This window comes from Comamonas denitrificans (assembly GCF_017368815.1).
In the GTDB taxonomy this organism is placed as follows: Bacteria; Pseudomonadota; Gammaproteobacteria; order Burkholderiales; family Burkholderiaceae_C; genus Comamonas; species Comamonas denitrificans.
Map to the genome: position 1 here is coordinate 96,541 of NZ_JAFNME010000001.1, position 20,869 is coordinate 117,409.

Below are 20,869 nucleotides of genomic sequence, written 5' to 3' on the forward strand. Positions count from 1 at the left end.
GGCCATCAATGCGCGGCGCGTGATGGCGGGCAGGGGCGCACGCGATCAAATGCTGCCGCCAAGGCGCAGGCCACCAGCACAGGCAGCAGCCAGCCCAGCCCCATCGAGGCACCGGGCAAGCTCAGGAGCAGACTGGGAATCCATGCCTGCAGTTCAGCGGCCTTCAAACCATCGACCAAGCCAAAAATCAGCGCCACCAGCAACACCGGAGCGAACACTGTGCGCGGATTGCGCCAGCAGCGGCTGAGTAAATTGAGCCCCACCAGCGCAATCGCTACCGGGTAAATGGTGTAGAGCACAGGCACAGCAATGGCAATCAGCTGGGCCAGCCCCAAGTTGGCCGCGCCCAGTGAAAAGGCGCTAATCAAAATGACCACGGCCCGGTAGGACAGGGGCAGCAGCTGGCTAAAGTACACCCCGCAGGCGCTGACCAAGCCAACGCCCGTGGTCAGGCAGGCCAACAAAATCACCGTGGCCAGCAGCCACAAGCCGGGGTTGCCAAAAGTATGCTCCACGTAGCGGGTGAGAACTTCTACGCCGGTGCTGGCATTGGCGGCCAAATGGGCGTTGTGGGCCCCCAGGTAAACCAGTGAGATATACACCAGCCCCAGCCCCAGCGCCGCAATCACCCCCGCCGCAATGGCGTAGCGGGTGTGCAGCCGCGCATCGTGGATGCCTTGGCTTTTGATGGCATTGACAATCACCACGCCAAACACCAGTGCGCCCAGCGCATCCATGGTTTGGTAGCCCTGCAAAAAGCCCTCGGCCAGGGGTTGGTGGACATAGTTGCCCGTGGCGGCGCTGAGCACGCCGGTCGGCAGGAAAAAGGCGGCCCCACCCACAATGGCCAAGGCCAAAATCAGCACTGGGGTGATGATTTTGCCGATGTTGTCCATCAGCTTGCCAGGGTAGAGCGAGAGCAAAAGCACCAGCGCAAAATAAACGCAGGTAAAGATGAGCAAATTGACTGGGGTGTCGCCCACAAAGGGGGCGACACCCATGGCAAAAGACACCGTGGCGGTGCGCGGGGTGGCAAACAGGGGGCCAATGCAAAGGTACACCGCCACGCCCAAGGCAATGCCGGCGGCCTTGCCCAGGGGGGCAGTCAGTGCCGGCATGCCCCCGCCCACGCGGGCCAAGGCCACCACCGTGAGCAGCGGCAGGCCCACACCGGTGAGCAAAAAGCCCAGGGCAGCCGGCCACAGCTGCTCTCCGGCAGACAGCCCGACCATGGGCGGAAAAATGATGTTGCCAGCCCCCAGAAAGAGGGCAAAAGTCATAAAGCCAAGGGCCAGAATGTCCCAGAGATGGAGTTTTTTCGTCGTCATGATGGGAACGATTGTGACAAAAATAAATTGCACATATTGGTTTCTTGGCGCTTTAAAAAATGATGTTTGGCGTATTTTTTGAAATTTTATTGATTGCTTTGCTTTTTGCGCATAAAAAAACCCCTGCATTTTGGGGTGCAGGGGGTGTGGGGTAGCGGCGGGGCCGTCGTGCTGCGCTTACAGCACTTTGCGCAGGCGCTCGGCGTAGTCATGCAGCGCAGCGGGGCCAGGTTCTTTGCGTGGCCAGCCTAAGGTGATGCCATCGTTTTGGTAGCGCGGCACCACATGCAGGTGAAAGTGGCGCACGGTTTGCTCGGCCGCAGCGCCGTTGGCTTGCAGCACGGTGATGCCTTCGGGGTCGAATGCGCTTTGGATGGCGTGCGCCATGCGCTGTGCGGTTTGCATGACGGCACCGGCTTCTTCGGCGGTCAGCTCTAGCAGCGTGACAGCGTGGCGCTTGCTGGCCACCAGCACATGGCCGGGATTGACTTGGCCCAGGTCCATGAAAGCCAGGGTCAGCTCGTCCTCATACACCTGGGCGCTGGGAAGGGTGCCGGCAACGAGTTTGCAAAAAATGCATTCACCGGGCGGCGAGGTATCAACAAACATGGGCATAGAGGGCTCCTTTTTATAGATGGCGGATGGGTTTTTCCTGCGCAGCCGCTGGCGTTGCAGGTAGAGTGCGGATTTTTACCGATACCACTGCCCCCTAATGATGACGGGAGAGAAGCGCGCATGAGCATCAAAAGCGATAAATGGATACGCCGCATGGCCGAGCAGCACGGCATGATCGAGCCCTTTGAGCCTGGGCAAATTCGCCAGGCCGACGGCAAGAAAATCATCAGCTACGGCACCAGCAGCTATGGCTACGACATCCGTTGCGCCCGCGAATTCAAAGTTTTTACCAACATCCACAGCACCGTGGTGGACCCGAAAAATTTCGATGAAAAAAGCTTTGTCGATTTCGAGGGCGATTACTGCATCATCCCGCCCAACAGCTTTGCACTGGCCCGCACGGTGGAGTATTTCCGCATTCCGCGCGATGTGCTGACAGTGTGCTTGGGCAAAAGCACCTACGCCCGCTGCGGCATCATCGTCAATGTGACCCCTTTTGAGCCCGAGTGGGAAGGGTATGTGACGCTGGAGTTTTCCAACACCACGCCGCTGCCCGCCAAAATTTATGCCGGCGAGGGCTGTGCCCAGGTGCTGTTTTTCCAAAGCGATGAAGTCTGCGAAACCAGCTACAAAGACCGCAACGGCAAATACCAAGGCCAGCACGGCGTGACCTTGCCCCGCGCCTGAGAACGTGTTCACGATCTCCTCATGGGTGTGCGGGCGCCGCTTCGGGCGGTCTGCGTCGTTGCAAATCCTCGCAATAGCCAAGCTATTGCTGTGGTTTGCGCCTCGCAACCCATCCCGAACCGCATCCCCCACACCTTCATTCGAGATCATGAACACGTTCTAAGGGGCAACACCACGCAGGCAGTGTGGCCCACCCGCAGGCCTTGCCCTGGCCCCTTGGCGCGCCATCCGTGGGCACGCTTGCCAGCGCTTTTTTGCTCACTGCGTGTTGTCCAACGCTTTATAGGTAGAGCTGTTGCCGCTTTATATTCAACAAAATAACGAATAAAACACCATAAATTTGTTGTCAATTCAGCGGTTAAAGCTATATTAAAAATAGTTATCTTTGATTTATTTTTCCCCGCTCACGCGCAGATCGGGTGGCAATGCGACAATCGCTTTCTTCATGACAAGTCCTACTCTTTCTTTCTCCGAACTCGCTCTTGCCCCCAGTTTGACCCAGGCGGTCGCCGAAATGGGCTACGAGACAATGACCCCCATCCAAGCCCAAGCCATCCCCGTGGTGCTCACGGGCCAGGATGTCATGGGTGCCGCCCAAACCGGTACGGGCAAAACAGCGGCGTTTTCCTTGCCCCTGCTGCAGCGCCTGATGCGCCATGAAAACAGCTCGGCCTCGCCCGCCCGCCACCCGGTGCGGGCTTTGGTGTTATTGCCCACGCGCGAATTGGCGGACCAAGTAGCCCAGCAAATTGCCCAATACGCCAAGCACACCAAATTGCGCAGCACGGTGGTATTTGGTGGCATGGACATGAAGCCGCAAACGGCGGAATTAAAAAAAGGCGTGGAAGTGCTGGTGGCCACGCCGGGGCGGCTGTTGGACCATATTGAGGCGAAAAACGCCGTTCTGCACCAAGTGGAATATGTGGTGCTCGACGAGGCAGATCGCATGCTTGATATTGGCTTTTTGCCCGATTTGCAGCGCATCCTGTCGTATTTGCCCAAAGAGCGCACCACGCTGCTGTTTTCAGCCACGTTTTCGCCTGAAATCAAGCGTCTGGCGAGCAGTTATTTGCAAAATCCGGTGACGATTGAAGTGGCGCGTGCCAACGCGACGGCATCGACGGTAGAACAGCGCTTTTATGCCGCCCATGACGACGATAAACGCCGCACCATTTGCCATGTGCTCCAAGAGCGCGGCATTCGCCAAGCGTTTATTTTCTCCAATAGCAAATTAGGCTGCGCGCGCCTGAGCCGGGCTTTAGAGCGCGATGGCTACCGCGCAGCGGCCTTGCACGGCGATAAAAGCCAAGATGAACGCCTCAAAGCCTTAGAGGCCTTTAAGCAAGGCGAAGTCGATTTGCTGGTTTGCACAGACGTTGCCGCGCGGGGCTTGGACATTAAGGATGTGCCCGCCGTGTTCAATTACGACGTGCCTTTTAATGCCGAAGATTATGTGCACCGCATTGGCCGCACAGGCCGCGCCGGTGCCAGTGGTTTGGCCGTAACGCTGGTGGCCCCCAGCGACAGCAGATTGGTCGCCGATATTGAAAAGCTGATCAAGACCCGCATCACGGTAGAAACGCTGGCCATGCCCAGCGCCCGTGCACGCCAGCGCAGTGATGCCGGCGGCGAGTCGCCGCGCAGCGAGCGCCCCTCTGGGCATCAGGAGGCGCGCAATGGCGCCAGCCATTTCGCCAGTAGCCGCCCTGTGCGGGGCGCGCGCCCCGTGCGGGCAGCCCCGGCCGATCCTTTCTTTGACCGTCCCTACGAAGCCAGCGCCAGCGAAGCCCCCCCCACGTGGGAGAGCAAACCTGCGCCCGGCAGCACCCTGCGCCAAATCAAGGCCAAGCGCAAAGTGCCCGCTTTGTTCAAACCCGCAGGCAGCGTGTAAAACGCTGCGCCGGTGGCAGGCAGCGGCTTATTTGCCCGGTGTTTGCGCGGGCGGGCAAGGCAGCTGGTGGATTTGGCGCTGGTCAAAATCAGCCATAGAGATTTCTAAGGCTGTCAGCGCCCCACCCCAGACGCAGCCTGTGTCTAGTGCTATCAAATTTTTCTGATTGTGCAGTCCCAGTGTGGACCAGTGGCCAAAGGCAATGCAGGTGTTGGCCGTTTGCCGGTGGGGGCAATCAAACCAAGGCATCAGCCCTGCCGGGGCCGCGCTGGCGGCCTCAGAACTGCTGAAATCCATCTGCCCCAGGGCATTGCAAAACCGCAGCCGTGTCAGTGCATTGACAATAACGCGCCAGCGCTGCATGCCGACCAGGGTGTCGTCCCAACGGTCTGGGGTGTTGCCATACATCTGTTGCAAAAAACTGGGCAAATTGCTGCTGCGCAATTGGGCCTGCACCTCGGCCGCGTAATCCATAGTGGCTTGCAAGCTCCAGCTGGGCAATACCCCGGCATGCACCAGTAATAAATCCTGCCCCTGCTGGCTTTGCAAATGCCGCGCCAAAGGCTGCGCTGCCAACCATTGCAATAAATCTTTGCAATCAGGCGCTTGCAAAATCGGGGTTAAAGTGTCGCGCCGACCGGGCGGGCGCACTTTGTGCGCACAGGCCAATAAATGCAGATCATGGTTGCCCAGTAATACCTGGACGCTGCCTTGCATATCGCGGCAAAACCGCAAAGTCTCTAAGGATTGCGGCCCCCGATTGACGATATCCCCTAATAAATAAACACTATCAGTGCTTGGGGAAAATTCAATCTGTCGTAAAAGTTTTTGCAAACAGGCGAAGCAGCCTTGCACGTCGCCGATCAGATAAGTGGCCATATTAATTAATTTGCAGAGTTGGGAATTATTTATTTATAATCGCCCAACTATTTTGAAAGGATGTTTCCATCATGAGTTCTTACAAGGAATTACTCGCTCAGCGCAACGCTCTCGAATTACAAATCGAAGAAGCTCGCCGCCGTGAACTGGCCGACGCTGTTGCCAAAGTGCGTACCCTGGTTACCGATTATGGTCTGACGGCTGACGATATTTTCCCGCCTGCCCGTGGTGGTCGCACCAGCAGCACCCAAGGCGTGAAAGTGGCCCCCAAATACCGCAACCAAGCCACCGGTGAAACCTGGACCGGCCGGGGCAAACCCCCCAAGTGGATTCAGGGCCAAGACCGCGACCAGTTCCTGATTCGTGATTAATGGTTAGCGCCTTTTAAAAAGCCCGCTTTGGCGGGTTTTTTTTATGGCCGTATGAAAAATCGCTAGGGTTTGCCCGGACAATTCAGTCTATGGATGCCGAAAAGAAACAATTACTCATTGCGGGCGGGGGCATTGCCGGCATGGCAGCCGCTTTAGGTGCTTCGCATGCCGGGTGGGATGTGCGGGTGTTTGAACGCGCAGCGGTATTTTCCGAAGTAGGCGCGGGGGTGCAGCTGGGCCCCAATGTGGTGCGGCGTTTGCAAGCCTGGGGGCTGCAAGAGGGGCTGCAGGCCGTGTGTGCCATGCCCCAGCGGTTGCGGGCGCACAGCGCTTGCAGTGGGCGGGAATTGGCCCAAACCCCTTTGGGTGCCAGCATGGTGCAGCGGTATGGGGCGGCCTACGTCACCATCCACCGGGCGGATTTGCACCAGCTGCTCGTGCATGCGGTGCAAGGGCGTGAGGGGGTGTTTATTAACCACGGCCAGCCAGTCGAAGAAATTTTGGGCTTAGAGGGTGTCGCCACCATCCGCACCCCGGCCTACCCTTGCGTTGAAGGCGATGCCTTATTGCTGGCCGATGGCGTTTGGAGCCAGCTGCGAGCTGGTGTGCTGGGCGATACGAGCCGACCGCGCGTCAGTGGTCATTTGGCTTACCGGGCCTTGATTCCCATGGCCGATGTGCCCGCTGCTTGGCGCGCCCACGAGGTGAACGTCTGGCTGGGCCCGCAGCTGCATGCCGTGCACTACCCGGTGCGCCGGGGCGAGCTTTTGAATCTGGTGGTGATTGTCGAAGGCCCCGCACCCGAAGACCTGACCCAATGGGACCATGCCGCCAATGCCCTGCAATTGGCCCGTGCGCTGCAAGGCAGTTGCGCGGCACTGCGGGATGTGGTGGGCAGCGTCGAGGCCAGCGGTGGGCAATGGCGGTTGTGGCCGCTGTCGGACCGTGCGCCTTTGACGGGCCCCCAGGGCATGGCCCGGGGTCTGGTGGGCTTGATTGGCGATGCTGCCCACCCCATGCGGCCCTATTTGGCGCAAGGGGCCGGTATGGCCATTGAGGATGCGGCGGAGCTGCAACGTGCGCTGGCGATGGCGGACTTGGATGTCAGCACGCGCCTGCGCCGCTACGCGCTCAACCGCTGGCAGCGCAATGCCCGGGTGCAGGCGCGCTCGATTCGCAATGGCGAGATTTTTCATGCCACCGGCCTCATGCGCTGGGGGCGCGACAGTGCCCTGCGCCTGCTGGGCAGCCGCTTGATGGATGTGCCCTGGCTGTACCGGGGCGATGGTGCGTGCGCTACGGGCTGGTAGGGCTGGTAGGGCGCTCGCTGGCTTGCGCCAGCAGGGGCGATTGGGGCAACACCCGAAACGCCACCGAGGCCAGCGCCAGCCAGGTGGCAATCGTGCACAGCACCACGGTGTAAACATCCAGGCCCTGGGCGCTGGCCCAGGCGGCGACGCTGCCGGTGAGCCATTGCATTGCTGCTACGCCCAAAAACATCGCCATGGTGAACACCGACAAGGCCCGACCCGTCAGCTCGGCGGGGTAAGAGGCCCGCACATCGGCATATTGCAAGGGCGCGTAGCCCGAGAGCAAGCCCATGAACAGAATCAGCGCCACGCTGGCGCTGGCCCAGGGCGCGAAGGCCAGTACGACAAAGAACCCGGCCAGGGCCAGCGAGGCCCGGCCCAGCCACTTTCTGCGCCCGGCCACGCCAGGATCAAGGCGGCCAAACAGCCCGGGGGCGAACAGCGAAATCAGCGACACCCCCAGCGCGACGTTGCCCGCTTGCACCAAGGAAAAATCAAACCGCCCCATCAATAGCGGCCCCAGCCACAGCCCACGCAGGCTCAGGAAGGCGGCGTAGCACGACATGCCCAGCACCACGATCCCCCAGGTGTGCGGCAGGGCAAACAGCTGGAAAAAGCCCCGCAGCGCCTGGCCCCAGCCTTCTTGGCTGGGGGGCGGTGCGTGGGGGGAGGGCGGCTCGTGTACCAGGCGGTAAATCAGCCCCCAGGCCAGCAGGCACAGCACAGCCAGCACGGCAAAGCCCACGCGCCAGTTCCAAGTCTGCACCACCCAGGCCAGGGGCGTGCCGGTAAACAGCAGGCCCAGCCCGCCGCCCCCCAGGCACAGGCCGGAGAAAAAGGCGAAGCGCTCGGGCGGAAAGTGCCGGGCCACGAACAGGGTGCAGACCAAAAACGCCGGCGAGCAGCCCACGCCAATCAGCAACTGCCCCAGCATCAGCACCGGGTAGCTGGGGGCCAGGGCCGATAGCAAAGCCCCCGCCACCGCCAGCGGCAGGGCGCAGACGATGGTGCGGCGCAGGCCGAATTTGTCCAGCGCAATGCCCATCAGCAGCTGGGCAATGCCAAAGGACAGGCCAAACAGCCCGGCAAACGCCCCCAGGCCGGCATTGCTCAGGCCAAATTCTGTTTGTAGCCCGTGTGCCAGCGTGCTGGTGACGGTGCGAAAAGCCTGGCTCAGGGCAAAGCCGGTCAGCAGCGCCAGCAGCATTAGCCACAGCGGGTGGTGGCGTTGGGGGGGCGGGGAGGAGGAAGGCGGTATCGACATGGTCACAGCGCCCAAGCCTAACCAGCGCCGCAGTGCGGTAGCCAACGTGTCTGAGCCGGGGGGGCCTCGGCGTTGTTCAGCGCGTGCGGGTGGGGGCGTGGCTACAAAAGCGCAAACAGCTATTTTTTATGCCGCACCATGTAGATGATTGCCAGCAGCAGCACCCAGGGCAGGCCAAAAGCCAGCGTCAGGCGAAATTGCGGGGTAAATGCCGTGGTCACCAGCACCGCCCCCATCAGCACCGCGCCCAGCAGCGTCAGCCACGGAAAGCCCCACATGCGAAACGTCAGCGGCGCTTGCCCCTCTTGGTTGCGGCGGCGGCGAAAGGCCAGGTGGGTGACAAAGACCATAAACCACGCCAGCATGGCGCCGAACATGGCAATCGACATCATCCAGACAAAGGATTGCTCCGGCCAGAAGGCATTGACAAACATGGCCACGGCCACGCCCAGGCTGGAGATCAAAATCGCCGCCACCGGCACCCCGCTGGCATTGGTGCGGCCAAAGTGCGTGGGGGCTTGCCCGGCCCGTGCCAGGCTGAACATCATGCGCGAGGTGGTGTAGAGCTGGCTGTTCATGGCCGACAGCGCCGCCACCAGCACGACAAAATTAAGCACCCCGGCGGCGTAGGGGATGTGCGTTAGCTCCATCACGCGCACAAAGGGGCTGGTTTGCGTGGCCGCCTCGGTCCAGGGCACGATGGCCAGCATCAGCGCCAGGGTCAGCAGGTAAAACAGCACCAGGCGCAGCACCGTGGTTTTCATCGCCTTTTGCACGGCGCGTTCGGGGTGCTGGGCTTCGCCGGCGGCCACGGCAATGGCCTCCACGCCCAGGTAGCTGAACATGGCCACGATCACGCCCAGCCACATGCCGCTGATGCCCTTGGCCCAGAAACCGCCGCCCACCTGGTAATTGGCCAACCCCATGCCGGGGGCCGGGGCGCCAAACACCACATAGCTGCCGATCAGGATGAAGGCGATGATGGCCGCCACCTTGATGGCAGAAAACGCATATTCCACCGCGCCATACACCTTCACGCTGCGCAGGTTCACCCCCACCAGCACGGCCGAGAACACGCCCACCCAAATCCACTGCGGCACAGCGGGAAACCAATAGGCCATATAGATGCCCACGGCCGTCACCTCCATGCCCACGGCCAGCACCAGCGCCGCCCAATAGGCGTAGCGCAGCACAAAGCCGACCATAGGGCCCAGGTAGTACTCGGCATACGCGCCAAACGAGCCTGAGGTGGGGTGGGCCACCGTCATCTCGCCCAGGCAGCCGATCAAGAGCAGGGCAATAAAGGCCCCGATGGCGTAGCTCACCAGCACCGCCGGCCCGGCAAAGCCGATGGCAAAGGCGCTGCCCATGAACAGGCCCGTGCCCACCGCGCCGCCGATGGCGATCATCACCATCTGGGCGCTGGTCAAATGCTGTTGCAAGCCGCGCTCGCGCTGCTGAATATCGTTAAAACTTGCCATAAAGAACCGAAAAATTGGCAAGTATCGCTTGCTGATTGCGCCTTGGGTTGTATCTGGGCAGAAAAACTGTGCATCCAGGGTGTTTACGCAAGCAGCGCCAGGCCATGTTGGCGGCGCACGCGGTTGCAGGCATCCGAGCCCGCGGCAAACTCCCGGCAGGGCGAGGGCCGCCATTCGTAGATGCCGCAGGCGACCTGCTGGCCCACCGTGCCGGTCAGGGCTGCGCAGCGCGGGCGGGCGTAGTCGGTGCCGCGCAGGCGGCAGGTGAATTCGGTCACCGGTTCGATCAGGCCCAGGGGGACGCGCCCGCCGTGTTCCTGCGATTCGTACACCGAAAAATCCACGCGAAAAGCCGCGCAGCAGGCACCGCAGCTCAGGCAGGGGTGTGTGCCCGCCATCAGGCCGCCTCTTGCCAGTGCTGCACCTCAGCCTCTTCCAGCGGCGGCAGGCCGAATTGGGCGCGGGTGTCGTGGCAGCCGTAGCTGGCAAAGGGAAAGTCGCGGCAGGGGCGGGGGCGGCTGTCGTAGATGGTGCAGCCGACGCAGTCGGGCCCCACGTCGGGCAGTGGCCCCAGGGCGGTGCAGCGCACGGGGCGGTATTGGGTGCCGTTCATGCGGGCGCGGTTGCTGCCCGCTTCGTGGGCCAGTTCGTCCGGGACGGTGCCGCCCATGGAGCGCAGTTCGTACACAGAAAATTCGACGCGGTAGTTTTGGCAGCAGACACCGCAGGTCAGGCAGGGGTGGATGTCGGTGGAGGACATGGCAGGCACTAGGAGGAGGCAAGGGTTCAGGGTTCGATAGGCGAAAAACTTTCAGGGCCGCTTGCGCCTGCCAGCGTCACAGGGTGACAGCCAGGCACAGCGCGGCCGGCAGCGCAGGGCTGCGGCATCCAGAGGAGGGAAACTAGGTGTGGCCCAGCAGGTAGCGTGGGGCTTTTAAGAGATGGCTGCAGGCAATGGCATGGGCTGCGCCGGGAGAGGTTGCGAAAAAAAGAGCTTCTTGCGCTGATAGATAATGGTTTTGCATGATGTTTATCGTTTAAAACCAGGTTAAATCAGCGGGAGAAGCTCTTTTTAAAATAGCAGTGTGGGGGGCAGGCTTAATCGGCCAGCTGCCCCAGCAGCAGGTATTCCATGAGGGCCTTTTGCACGTGCATGCGGTTTTCGGCCTCGTCCCAGACCACCGATTGCGCGCCGTCGATGACTTCGGCGGTGACTTCTTCGCCCCGGTGCGCGGGCAGGCAGTGCATGAACAGGGCATCGGGCTGGGCGGCGGCCATCATGTCGGCATCGACGCACCAGTTGGCAAAGGCTTTGCGGCGCTCTTCGTTTTCGGCCTCGTAGCCCATGCTGGTCCAGACATCGGTGGTGACCAGGTGGGCACCTTGGCAGGCTTCTTTCGGGTTGCTAAAAATTTTGTAGCAGCCTGCGCGCGCTGTGCGGCCGCCAAAGGCCAGTTTTTCATCCACTTCGTAGCCGTTGGGGGTGCTCACATGCACGGTAAAGCCCAGCAGATCGGCCGCTTGCAGCCAGGTGTTGGCCATGTTGTTGCCATCGCCCACCCAGGCGACGACCTTGCCGGCGATGCTGCCGCGGTGCTCGATGAAGGTGAAGATGTCGGCCAAGATTTGGCAGGGGTGAAATTCGTTGGTCAGGCCGTTGATCACAGGCACGCGCGAATACTGGGCAAAGCGCTCGATCTTGTCCTGGCCAAAGGTGCGGATCATGACCAAATCGGTCATGCGGCTGATGACGCGGGCGCTGTCCTCGATGGGCTCGGCGCGGCCCAGCTGGCTGTCATTGGTCGTCAGGTGGACGACGCTGCCGCCCAGCTGGTACATGCCCGCTTCAAAGCTGACACGGGTGCGCGTGCTGGCCTTTTCAAAAATCATGGCCAAGGTGCGATCCACCAGGGTGTGGTGTTTTTCGTAGGTTTTGAATTTCTTTTTAATCAGCGCGGCGCGGGCGAGCAGGTAGTCGTACTCGGCGGCGGTGAAGTCGGAAAACTGCAGGTAGTGTTTCAGGGCAGGCATACAAATCCTTGATTAAGCGGCCAGGAAGGTCTCGACCAGGGGCCGCAGGCGGGCGACGATTTCATCGGCCTCGGCGGTGGTGAGAATCAGCGGCGGGGCCAGGCGGATCACGGTGTCCGAGGTGACGCTTAGCAGCAGCCCGGCCTCGGCGGCCAGGCCAATCAGGGCGCCGCAGGGTTGGTTCAGCTCTACACCAATGAGCAGGCCCTGGCCGCGCACTTCCAGCACGCCGGGCAGGCTGCCCAGGTGGGTCTGGAGCTGGCTTTTCAGGTACTGGCCCACTTCGGTGGCATGGGCTATCAGGCCGTCTTCTTCCATGATGCGGATGGTTTCCACCCCCGCCCGCATGGCCAGGGGGTTGCCGCCAAAGGTGGAGCCGTGGTTGCCCGCTTGCAGCACGGTGGCCGCGGCGTGGTGCGCCACGATGGCCCCAATGGGCACGCCCGAGCCCAGGCCCTTGGCCAGCGTCATCACATCGGGGGTGATGCCGGCCCACTGGTGGGCAAACCATTTGCCGGTGCGGCCCATGCCCGCTTGCACTTCATCCAAGATCAGCAGCCAGCCCTTGGCATCGCACAGGGCACGCACTTGCTGCAGGTATTCCTTGCGCATGGGGTGCAGACCGCCTTCGCCCTGGATGGGCTCCATCATGACGGCGACGATGTTGGGGTTGCCCTCGGTGGCTTCCTCTAAGGCGGTGTAGTCGTTGGGGCTGACGCGGATGAAGCCGTCAAGCAAAGCACCAAAACCATTGCGCACCTTGGGGTTGGCGGTGGCACTCATGGTGGCAAACGAGCGGCCATGGAAGGCGTGGTCGTACACCACAATCTGCGGCTGGGCAATGCCTTTGTCGATGCCGTATTTGCGGGCAATTTTGATGGCCCCCTCATTGGCCTCCAGCCCGGTACTGCAGAAAAACACATTGGTCATGCCTGCGCGTTCGGTCAGCAAGGCGGCCAGTTGCTCTTGCAAAGGAACGTGGTAGTAGTTGGAGGTGTGGATCAGCTTGGTGAGCTGCTCTTGCAGCGCAGGCACCAGCTTGGGGTGGTTGTGTCCCAGGGTATTGACGGCAATGCCGGCCAGTGCGTCCAGATATTCTTTGCCATCGGTATCCCACACGCGGCAGCCCTGGCCGCGCTCCAGCGCGATGGGGATACGGCCATAGGTGGGCATAACGTGGGGGGAAGTGGCCGCAACGGTCATGGGAAAATCTCCAGCAGGAAGGTGCACAGGGCGCGTGGGGATGGGGACATTTTCACGCGCGCGCAAAAGGCCATGATTCTAGGCCCTCTGACGGCCATTGCCGGTGCTGCCAGCGGGGCAATTGAAGGATGAGTCCATAGCCTATTTGGGGGTGAATGGGGGTAACTCTTGTATAAGAGTTAAAATAGAACGCTAACCGCAAGAGTACGTTTTTAGTGAATTCAACCTTTGCACGTCTGGTTTGAGACGTGCTATTTTTTTTAAGCATGTCGATGGACTTTGAGAACTCTAAAGAATTATTTATCCAGGGCGTGACACTCGATGGCAAGACCTTTCGTCCCAGTGATTGGGCCGAGCGCCTGGCCGGGGTGATGAGCCGCTTTCGCCCGGGGGGGGCCCAGCCGGGGTGCCATCTGGGCTATTCCCCCTGGTGCATTCCCACCACCATGAGCGGCATCAAATGCGTGGTGCTGCGCGCGGCACTGCGCGAGCATGAGCCTATGGCGTGGGATTTTGTGTTGAACTTCGCCCGCGACAACCATTTGCAAGTGGTCGAGGCCTGTTTGCTGCCAGACGAGCAAAAGTAAGCCCCAGCGCCAATCCTGTGTATGGGCCTGGGCTTAGACCTGTTCGATACCGCCGCCAGGCGGTTCTTTTGAATCTGCTGGATCTTTGTTGGAGACACAAAAAAACCGCCTGGTGGCGGTTGTTTTGTTTTTTTGCTGGCAGCGCACCCGTTTTGCAAACGGCAGGTACTGGCGGCAAGGCCAGCACCCGTGCGGTGCTTAAAGAATGGCTTAAGCGGCCAATGCCAGGGCTTTGACCTTGGCAGACAGGCGGCTCTTGTCGCGAGCGGCCTTGTTTTTGTGGAAGATGCCCTTGTCGGCAATCGTGTCCAGCACCGACTGGGCTTGTTGGAACAAGGTGGTGGCCAGGGCTTTGTCGCCAGCCAACACTGCTTTTTCCACTTTTTTCACAGCGGTGCGGTATTTGGAGCGCAGCGAGGTGTTCGCAGCGTTCAATTTAACGTTTTGGCGGGCGCGTTTACGGCCCGAGGCCAGGCGGGGGTTCTTTTTGGCTTTAGTTGCCATGGTATTTATCCTTTGATTGGTTTGTGGATGTTGCCAGCAAAGCCGGGCATTATAACCAGCGCGGCGGTTTTTTTGCGCAACCGCGCCAGCAATTGAGGCCAAGTGCTGGGTGCAGTGGCTACACTGCGCGGCGTGTCGCTTTTTAAATCTGCCTCTACCGTCTCGCTCATGACCCTGGCCTCGCGTGTCACGGGTTTGGTGCGCGATTTATTCATGGCCTCCATGTTTGGGGCCAATGCGCTCACCGATGCGTTCAACGTCGCGTTTCGTATTCCGAATTTATTTCGGCGTTTGTTTGCCGAAGGGGCGTTTAGCCAAGCGTTTGTGCCCGTGCTGGCCGCCAGCCACGCCAAAGAGGGGCCAGAGCGCACCCACCAGCTGATCTCTAATGTGGCCACGGTGCTGGTGTGGGTGCTGTTGGTGGTGTGCGCCCTGGGCGTGGTCGGGGCACCGGTGCTGGTGTGGTTGCTGGCCAGTGGTTTTCAAAACCAGGGTGAAGCCCAGGCCGCAGTGCTGATGACGCGCTGGATGTTCCCCTACATCGGTTTTATGTCCTTGGTGGCGCTGTCGTCGGGCGTGCTCAATACCTACAAGCACTTTGCCGTGCCGGCCGCTACGCCGGTGCTGCTCAATCTGTGCATGATTGGCGCGGCCTGGTTGCTGGCACCGTGGTTTGAGCGCCAGGGCATAGAGCCAATTTATGCCATGTGCGCCGGGGTGGTGGCCGGTGGCGTGCTGCAGCTGGCGGTGCAAATTCCGGTGCTGCGGCGCCTGCACTTGCTGCCACGGGTGGGCTGGCGCTGGTCGGCCATTCGCGCGGCCTGGGCCGATGGCGGGGTGCGGCGCATTCTGCAACTGATGGCGCCGGCCTTGCTGGGGGTGGGGGTGGCGCAGCTGAGTTTGATGATCAACACGCAAATTGCCTCTTACCTGGCCCCGGGCAGCGTGACGTGGTTGTTTTATGCCGATCGGTTGATGGAGTTTCCCACCGCCTTGCTGGGGGTGGCCCTGGGGGTGGTGCTGACCCCGCAATTGGCGGCGGCCAAGGCGGCCGAGGATGGGCAGCGCTATTCGCACATGCTCGATTGGGGGCTGCGCCTGGTGCTGCTGCTGGCCTTGCCATGTGCGGTGGGGCTGTTGGCTTTTGCCCAGCCGTTGGTGGCCACCTTGTTTCACCGGGGGGCTTTGCACGGCAGTGATGTGCAGCAAATTGCCCTGGCCCTGGTGGGCTACGGGGTGGGGCTGTTGGGGCTGGTGGCGATCAAGGTGTTGGCACCGGGTTACTTTGCCAGCCAAGACATGCGCACGCCGGTGAAGATTGCCGTGGTGGTGCTGGTGCTCACGCAGGGGCTTAATGTCGTGTTGGTGCCGTATTTGCAGCATGCCGGCCTGGCCTGGTCGATTGGTTTGGCCGCGTTGGTCAATGCGCTGTGGCTGTTGCTGGGGCTGCTGCGCCGGGGGGCTTACCAGCCCAGCAGCGGCTGGGGCAAGTATTTTGCCCAGGTGCTGCTGGCGTGCAGCTTGTTGGCGGCTTTGCTGTTGGGGCTGGCCCAGCGCTGGGATTGGTTGGCCCTGGGGCAGTGGCAGCGGGCCGGCATTATGGCGGGGTGCTTGCTGGCCAGTGCGGTGGTGTATTTTGGCTGTTTGGTAGTAACAGGTGTCAAAATACGCAGCTTGTTGCGCAGGTAGTAAGCTGTTTTTTCGTATGTTTAACGCTAAATTTGTTGCTGCTTAAGCGGAACAAGCTATAAAAAATGGGAGGCCTGGCCTCCCATGGGTGCTTGCTGCGGGCGGGCTTATTCGGCTTTCACCGCCAGCACCGGGCAAGGGACGCTCATCAAAATATCGTGGGCCACGCTGCCCAGCAGCAGCTTGCCGACGGCAGAGCGCCGGCGCAGGCCGATGACCAGCAGCGAGACTTGCTCGCGGTGTACCAGGTTTTGAATTTCTTCCACCGCGTTGTGGCCGCGCACAAACATTTTGAATTCGGCAGGAATGCTCAGGCCTTGCAGGCGCTGCTCCAGGCGTTCCGCATCGTGGCCGGAGACGATGTTGGGGTCTTCCTGGGGGCCGCCCACAGCGGCATTGACAACGATCAGGCGTTCATTGCGGCGGGTGGCCGCCTCGATGCCTTTTTCGAGGGCGGCTTCGCCTTCAGGGCGGGGGGCGTAGGCGACAAGAATGGTCATGGGGTGCTCTTTCCTTGGTGAGGCAAAGGGTAAAAAAGACGAAAAACAATTTGTAGAGCATAGCCGGTGTTCAGCGCGAGCAATGGCACCGCGCCGCTGCGGCGGGGCAGGGATTTTACCAATGCCCTGCCCGTTGGCGGGGCCTTGGAGGGCTCCGCCATACGCCGCCGCCCAGGCTTAGCGTTCATCTTTGGACGGCAGTGCCAGTTCGCTCATGCTGGAGTTGCGCAGCGACAGAAAGATCGACCCAGCTATCAGCGAAGCGGTGACCAGCAGCGCGTAGCCAATTGGGATTTTGACTACGTCGATCAGCAGCATCTTGGCACCGATGAACACCAGCACCAGCGCCAGACCATAGGCCAGCAGGTGGAAGCGGTTGGCCAAATCGGCCAGCAAAAAGTACAGCGCGCGCAGGCCCAAGATGGCAAAGATATTGGCTGTGAGCACGATGAACGGGTCGCTGGTGATGGCAAAAATCGCCGGAATGCTGTCCACCGCAAAAATGACGTCGGTGGTGCCAATCAGCACCAGCACCACAAACAGCGGGGTGTAGTGCTTGACACCATCGACCATGGTGGAGAGCTTTTCGCCATCAAAACGGTCGGTGATGCGGATGCGCTTTTTCAGCAAGCCCAGTACCGGGTTGGTGGAAATGTCGGGTTCCTGGCCCGCAGCAAACCACATCTTCGCGCCCGTCACCACCAGGAAAGCGCCAAACACGTACAGCAGCCAGTGGAAGGTGGCCAGCAGCCACGCGCCCACCAAAATCAGCAGTGTGCGCAGGATGATGGCACCAATGATGCCGACGATGAGCGCGCGCTTTTGGTACTGCGGCGGCACGGCAAAGTAGCTAAACAGCATCAAAAACACAAAGATGTTGTCAATCGACAAGCTTTTTTCCACCAAATAGCCGGTGATGAACTGCATCGACACCGTATTGGCCACCGTGCGGCCCTGGCTGCTGTCCAGGTACCACCACAAGAGCGCCACAAACACAAAGGCCAGGCCAAACCACAGCAGGCTCCAGTGCACGGCCTCTTTCATGGTGACTTTGTGTGCGCCTTGGCGCTCCATCACCAACAGGTCGATGGCAATGGCCACCACCACAAAGACGGCCAGTGCCGTCCACATCCACCACGTACCGATTGTTTCCATGATCGTTGCGCTTCATCGCAAGAGAAAGTTGAAGATGGGCGAATATAAAACCGCAGATACAATTTAAAAACCTGTATTCAACGCAGTATTACTTCGGTTTTTGCGAACTGTTCGCCATTTCTCCAACTGCATTGCCATGAGCCAAAGTTTTAATTACCGCCATTTGTATTACTTCTGGGTGGTGGCCAAAGAAGGCGGCATGGCCCGCGCCGCTGAGCGCCTGGACATGGCCGTGCAAACCATCAGCGCCCAGGTGCGCGCGCTGGAGCAAGCGCTGGGCGTGAGCCTGCTGCGCAACGAGGGCCGCAACCTGGTGCTGACCGAGGCGGGCGTGGCCGCGCTGCACGAGGCCGACCACATTTTTGCCCTGGGCGAGCAGCTGCCCCAGCGCGTGCGCGAAGCCGCCACGGGCACCACGCTGCGGCTGAGCCTGGGCATCTCGGACGGTATTGCCAAACTGGCCATGCACCGGCTGCTCCAACCCGTGCTGCACGAGCCGCACCTGCGCCTGCTGTGCCACGAGGGCGAGTTCCAGCCACTGCTGGGCGAGCTGGCCCTGCACAAGCTCGATGCCGTGCTGGCCGACCGCCCGGCCCCGCCCAACCCCGCGCTGAAAACCACCAGCCAGCTGTTGGGCACCAGCGCCATTGCCTGGTACGCCCCGGCGCGCTGGGCGCAGGCGGCACGGGAGAATTTTCCGTACAGCCTGGCGCAGGTGCCGGTGCTGCTGCCCACCGAGCACGCCGCCGTGCGCGCGCGCATCAACCACTGGCTGGAGCGCGAGCACATCCGCCCGCACATTGCTGGGGAGTTTGAAGACAGTGCCCTGCTTAGCACCTTTGCCGCCAGCGGCATGGGGGTGATGCCCGCGCCCGCATCGTTGGGCGCACACCTGGAGCAAACCTGCGCCCTGGAGTGGGTGGGCACCACGCCCGACGTGCATGAGCAGTTCCACCTGATTTACAGCGCCCGCAAAGTCATGCACCCGCTGCTGATGCGGCTGTTGGCTGCAGCAGCGGATGAGATGCTATTGAATGAGTAGCTTCTAGCGTAGGCTGTATAAGCGCTAGAGGCGAAAAACGCTGTAATTTTGTGCTGACCACCGGTGCGCCATCCAGATGGCCTGGCGGGACGCATCACACCAGGTGTGCGGCTTCGAGTTCTTTTTTCAGGTAGGCGTACATCAGCGGTGCGGCCACCAGACCAGCGGGGCCAAACACCGATTCAGCGACAAACATCACCGAGAGCAGCTCCCACACCGCCATGTGCGTGCGCTGGCCGACCACCTTGGCATTGATGACGTACTCGGCCTTGTGAATCAAAATCAAAAAGCCCAGGCAGGCCGCCGCCGCCGTGGGCGAAACGGACAGCCCCACAAGGGTCAGCACCAGGTTGCAAAACAAATTGCCGACGATGGGGATCAGCCCCGCCACAAAGGTCAGACCAATCAACGCCGGGGTGTAGGGCAGCGCCATATCCCACCAGGGCAGGACCAGCAGCAGAAACAGCGCCGTCAGGGTGGTGTTGAACAGCGCAATCCAGAACTGCGCGGCCACGATTTGGCGAAAGGCTTCGCCCAGCAGGCGCACGCGCTGCAGCAGGGTGCGCGTCAGCGGAGCGATGGGCTCCAGGCGGGGGCGCACGGCGGCCAGCAGACCAATCAGCAAGCCGACGTAGGCGTGCAGCAGGCCGGCCAGCCACACTTTGCCGGTCGAGGCCAGCATGCCCGCCTTATTGGCCAGGTAGTTGGCGATGGTGCGCTGAATGTCTTCGCTGCCCTGGGGCAGCAGCACGCCCAGGTCGGGCGGCAGCTTTTGTTGCAGTTCCAGCACCGTGCTGGCCAGGTAGTCGAGCAGCTCGCGGTACTGCTGTGGTGCTTCCATCACGTAGCCACGCGTGTGCGACAGGGCGCTGGTCAGCAGCAGCAGCGGTGCCAGCCCAATCAGGGTGGCTGCGATGACTTGCGACCAGCGCCGGGGGATGACCGCTGGCGCGCGGCGATCGAGCCGATTGAGCAGCTCAGACAGCTTGCGGGTGAGCAAAAAGCCCAGGCAGGCGCACAACAGGCCCGGCAGCAGCCCTTGCACCATGACCAGCAGCAGCGCGGCGGCCATCAGCAGGTAGCTGGAGAGCAGCACCGCACGCCCAGGTGGGGCCACAGAGGGGTAGACCGTGGGCAGATTGGAGTGCGGTGGTTGCGCCATGGGCTATCGGTGTGCCTGGTGGCTTGGGCTATGGGCCTTGTGGATTACTGCAGCTGTACGGCAGCGGCGCCTTCGGCACGCGGGGCAATGCGGCCAATGGTGTACACCGTCTCGCCCAGGCTGCGCAGGGTGGCGGCGGTGGCTTCGGCCTGATCGGCGGCCACCACGACCACCATGCCAATGCCGTTGTTGAAGGTGCGGTTCATTTCCACATCGTCGATGCCCGCTGTGCTTTGCAGCCAGGCAAACAGCTCGGTCTTGGGCCAGCTGCCCAGTTGCAGCTGCGCGGCCAGGCCTTCGGGCAGCACGCGGGGGATGTTTTCCAGCAGACCGCCGCCGGTGATGTGCGCCAGCGCTTTGATGGGGTGCTGGGCCAGCGCAGCCAGCACGTTTTTCACGTACAGGCGCGTGGGTTGCATGATGGCTTCTTTGAACGGCCTGCCGTCCAGCGTAGCCGGGGTGCTGCTGCCAGCGCGGTCAATGCATTTGCGCACCAGGCTAAAGCCGTTGGAGTGAACGCCTGCTGAGGCCAAGCCCAGTACCACGTCACCGGCCTGAACATTTTGGCCGGTGAGGATTTTGGATTTTTCCACGGCACCGACGGCAAAGCCGGCCAGGTCGTACTCGCCATCGGGGTACATGCCGGGCATTTCGGCGGTTTCGCCACCGATCAGGGCGCAGCCCGACAGCTCGCAGCCCTTGGCAATGCCGCCAATGACGGCAGCGGCCGTGTCCACGTCCAGCTTGCCGCAGGCAAAGTAATCGAGGAAGAACAGCGGCTCAGCCCCTTGGACCAGCACGTCATTGACGCTCATGGCCACCAGGTCGATGCCGACGGTGTCGTGCATATTCCACTCAAAAGCCAGTTTCAGCTTGGTGCCCACGCCGTCGGTGCCGCTGACCAAGACGGGCTCTTGGTAGCGCTTGGGCACTTCAAACAAAGCGCCAAAACCGCCAATGCTGGCCAATACGCCTTCGCGCATGGTCTTCTTGGCCAGGGGCTTGATGCGTTCGACCAGTGCGTCGCCAGCATCAATATCGACGCCAGCGTCTTTGTAGGAAATGGGGAGGGTGGAAGCAGTGCTCATGGCAGGGGCAAGGTAAAGCGGGAGACAGCATTTGCACATCATGCAAACGGCTAAACCGGCCGATTCTAAGGCCCGCGCTGGT

21 protein-coding genes are annotated in these 20,869 nt (G+C 61.2%); 7 read left to right on the forward strand and 14 right to left on the reverse strand.

What is annotated here, in order from left to right; genetic code table 11:
* Nucleotides 1–5: 5 nt before the first annotated feature.
* Nucleotides 6–1,328 (reverse strand): branched-chain amino acid transport system II carrier protein, encoded by a 1,323-nt coding sequence (brnQ, locus tag J1777_RS00480; RefSeq protein WP_207573886.1) that lies wholly within the window; start codon nucleotides 1,326–1,328, stop codon nucleotides 6–8.
* A gap of 177 nt (nucleotides 1,329–1,505) precedes the next feature.
* Nucleotides 1,506–1,943: an HIT family protein gene (locus tag J1777_RS00485; RefSeq protein WP_207573887.1), complete on the reverse strand. Its 438-nt coding sequence runs from the start codon at nucleotides 1,941–1,943 to the stop codon at nucleotides 1,506–1,508.
* A gap of 120 nt (nucleotides 1,944–2,063) precedes the next feature.
* Here J1777_RS00485 and dcd point away from each other — a divergent pair, with 120 nt between their 5' ends.
* Nucleotides 2,064–2,630, forward strand: coding sequence for a dCTP deaminase (gene dcd / locus J1777_RS00490; protein WP_207573888.1), 567 nt, complete (start codon nucleotides 2,064–2,066; stop codon nucleotides 2,628–2,630).
* 445 nt (nucleotides 2,631–3,075) lie between these two features.
* Entirely contained in the window at nucleotides 3,076–4,521 is a 1,446-nt protein-coding gene (locus tag J1777_RS00495; RefSeq protein WP_207573889.1) for a DEAD/DEAH box helicase, read from the forward strand.
* Between the two features lie 27 nt (nucleotides 4,522–4,548).
* Here J1777_RS00495 and J1777_RS00500 read toward each other — a convergent pair whose 3' ends face one another.
* Nucleotides 4,549–5,400: a symmetrical bis(5'-nucleosyl)-tetraphosphatase gene (locus J1777_RS00500; RefSeq protein WP_207573890.1), complete on the reverse strand. Its 852-nt coding sequence runs from the start codon at nucleotides 5,398–5,400 to the stop codon at nucleotides 4,549–4,551.
* 71 nt (nucleotides 5,401–5,471) lie between these two features.
* Here J1777_RS00500 and J1777_RS00505 point away from each other — a divergent pair, with 71 nt between their 5' ends.
* Together J1777_RS00505 and J1777_RS00510 are read left to right on the forward strand one after the other, a co-directional pair.
* Nucleotides 5,472–5,771 carry an H-NS histone family protein gene (locus J1777_RS00505; RefSeq protein WP_207573891.1) on the forward strand — a complete coding sequence of 100 codons (300 nt, stop codon included), beginning with the start codon at nucleotides 5,472–5,474 and terminating at the stop codon, nucleotides 5,769–5,771.
* Between the two features lie 89 nt (nucleotides 5,772–5,860).
* Nucleotides 5,861–7,081, forward strand: a complete 1,221-nt coding sequence (locus J1777_RS00510) for an FAD-dependent monooxygenase (protein WP_207573892.1) — start codon at nucleotides 5,861–5,863, stop codon at nucleotides 7,079–7,081.
* On the opposite strand, the gene J1777_RS00515 is transcribed toward J1777_RS00510, so the two are convergent.
* The 6 genes from J1777_RS00515 to J1777_RS00540 all read right to left on the reverse strand — a co-directional run bounded on the left by J1777_RS00515 (nucleotide 7,068) and on the right by J1777_RS00540 (nucleotide 13,060).
* A complete protein-coding gene (locus tag J1777_RS00515; RefSeq protein WP_242700311.1) occupies nucleotides 7,068–8,345 on the reverse strand; it encodes an MFS transporter in 1,278 nt (425 codons plus the stop codon). The genes J1777_RS00510 and J1777_RS00515 overlap by 14 nt on opposite strands.
* 119 nt (nucleotides 8,346–8,464) lie before the next feature.
* Nucleotides 8,465–9,826, reverse strand: coding sequence for an amino acid permease (locus J1777_RS00520; protein ID WP_207573893.1), 1,362 nt, complete (start codon nucleotides 9,824–9,826; stop codon nucleotides 8,465–8,467).
* 83 nt (nucleotides 9,827–9,909) lie between these two features.
* On the reverse strand, nucleotides 9,910–10,224 hold the full coding sequence (locus J1777_RS00525) for a YkgJ family cysteine cluster protein (RefSeq protein WP_207573894.1): 315 nt from the start codon (nucleotides 10,222–10,224) through the stop codon (nucleotides 9,910–9,912).
* The gene (locus J1777_RS00530; RefSeq protein ID WP_207573895.1) at nucleotides 10,224–10,586 is read right to left on the reverse strand and encodes a YkgJ family cysteine cluster protein; all 363 of its coding nucleotides are present in this window, start codon (nucleotides 10,584–10,586) and stop codon (nucleotides 10,224–10,226) included. The genes J1777_RS00525 and J1777_RS00530 overlap by 1 nt, the downstream gene beginning before the upstream one ends.
* 338 nt (nucleotides 10,587–10,924) lie before the next feature.
* A complete protein-coding gene (gene argF / locus J1777_RS00535) occupies nucleotides 10,925–11,848 on the reverse strand; it encodes an ornithine carbamoyltransferase (protein ID WP_207573955.1) in 924 nt (307 codons plus the stop codon).
* A 21-nt stretch (nucleotides 11,849–11,869) separates the two neighbouring features.
* Complete coding sequence (locus J1777_RS00540; RefSeq protein ID WP_207573896.1) at nucleotides 11,870–13,060, reverse strand: aspartate aminotransferase family protein; 1,191 nt, start codon at nucleotides 13,058–13,060, stop codon at nucleotides 11,870–11,872.
* A gap of 272 nt (nucleotides 13,061–13,332) precedes the next feature.
* Between J1777_RS00540 and J1777_RS00545 the strand changes: the two genes are divergently transcribed.
* The gene (locus J1777_RS00545) at nucleotides 13,333–13,647 is read left to right on the forward strand and encodes a DUF3579 domain-containing protein (protein WP_207573956.1); all 315 of its coding nucleotides are present in this window, start codon (nucleotides 13,333–13,335) and stop codon (nucleotides 13,645–13,647) included.
* A gap of 210 nt (nucleotides 13,648–13,857) precedes the next feature.
* On the opposite strand, the gene rpsT is transcribed toward J1777_RS00545, so the two are convergent.
* Entirely contained in the window at nucleotides 13,858–14,151 is a 294-nt protein-coding gene (gene rpsT / locus J1777_RS00550; protein ID WP_207573897.1) for a 30S ribosomal protein S20, read from the reverse strand.
* Between the two features lie 132 nt (nucleotides 14,152–14,283).
* Between rpsT and murJ the strand changes: the two genes are divergently transcribed.
* Nucleotides 14,284–15,840, forward strand: a complete 1,557-nt coding sequence (murJ, locus tag J1777_RS00555) for a murein biosynthesis integral membrane protein MurJ (protein ID WP_207573957.1) — start codon at nucleotides 14,284–14,286, stop codon at nucleotides 15,838–15,840.
* 107 nt (nucleotides 15,841–15,947) lie between these two features.
* Here murJ and J1777_RS00560 read toward each other — a convergent pair whose 3' ends face one another.
* On the reverse strand, nucleotides 15,948–16,340 hold the full coding sequence (locus J1777_RS00560; RefSeq protein ID WP_207573898.1) for a universal stress protein: 393 nt from the start codon (nucleotides 16,338–16,340) through the stop codon (nucleotides 15,948–15,950).
* A 177-nt stretch (nucleotides 16,341–16,517) separates the two neighbouring features.
* Nucleotides 16,518–17,495, reverse strand: coding sequence for a TerC family protein (locus tag J1777_RS00565; RefSeq protein WP_207573899.1), 978 nt, complete (start codon nucleotides 17,493–17,495; stop codon nucleotides 16,518–16,520).
* Between the two features lie 136 nt (nucleotides 17,496–17,631).
* Here J1777_RS00565 and J1777_RS00570 point away from each other — a divergent pair, with 136 nt between their 5' ends.
* On the forward strand, nucleotides 17,632–18,537 hold the full coding sequence (locus J1777_RS00570) for a LysR family transcriptional regulator (protein WP_207573900.1): 906 nt from the start codon (nucleotides 17,632–17,634) through the stop codon (nucleotides 18,535–18,537).
* A 94-nt stretch (nucleotides 18,538–18,631) separates the two neighbouring features.
* Here J1777_RS00570 and J1777_RS00575 read toward each other — a convergent pair whose 3' ends face one another.
* Nucleotides 18,632–19,699 carry an AI-2E family transporter gene (locus J1777_RS00575; protein WP_207573901.1) on the reverse strand — a complete coding sequence of 356 codons (1,068 nt, stop codon included), beginning with the start codon at nucleotides 19,697–19,699 and terminating at the stop codon, nucleotides 18,632–18,634.
* A gap of 44 nt (nucleotides 19,700–19,743) precedes the next feature.
* A complete protein-coding gene (purM, locus tag J1777_RS00580; RefSeq protein WP_207573902.1) occupies nucleotides 19,744–20,787 on the reverse strand; it encodes a phosphoribosylformylglycinamidine cyclo-ligase in 1,044 nt (347 codons plus the stop codon).
* Nucleotides 20,788–20,869: the final 82 nt, after the last annotated feature.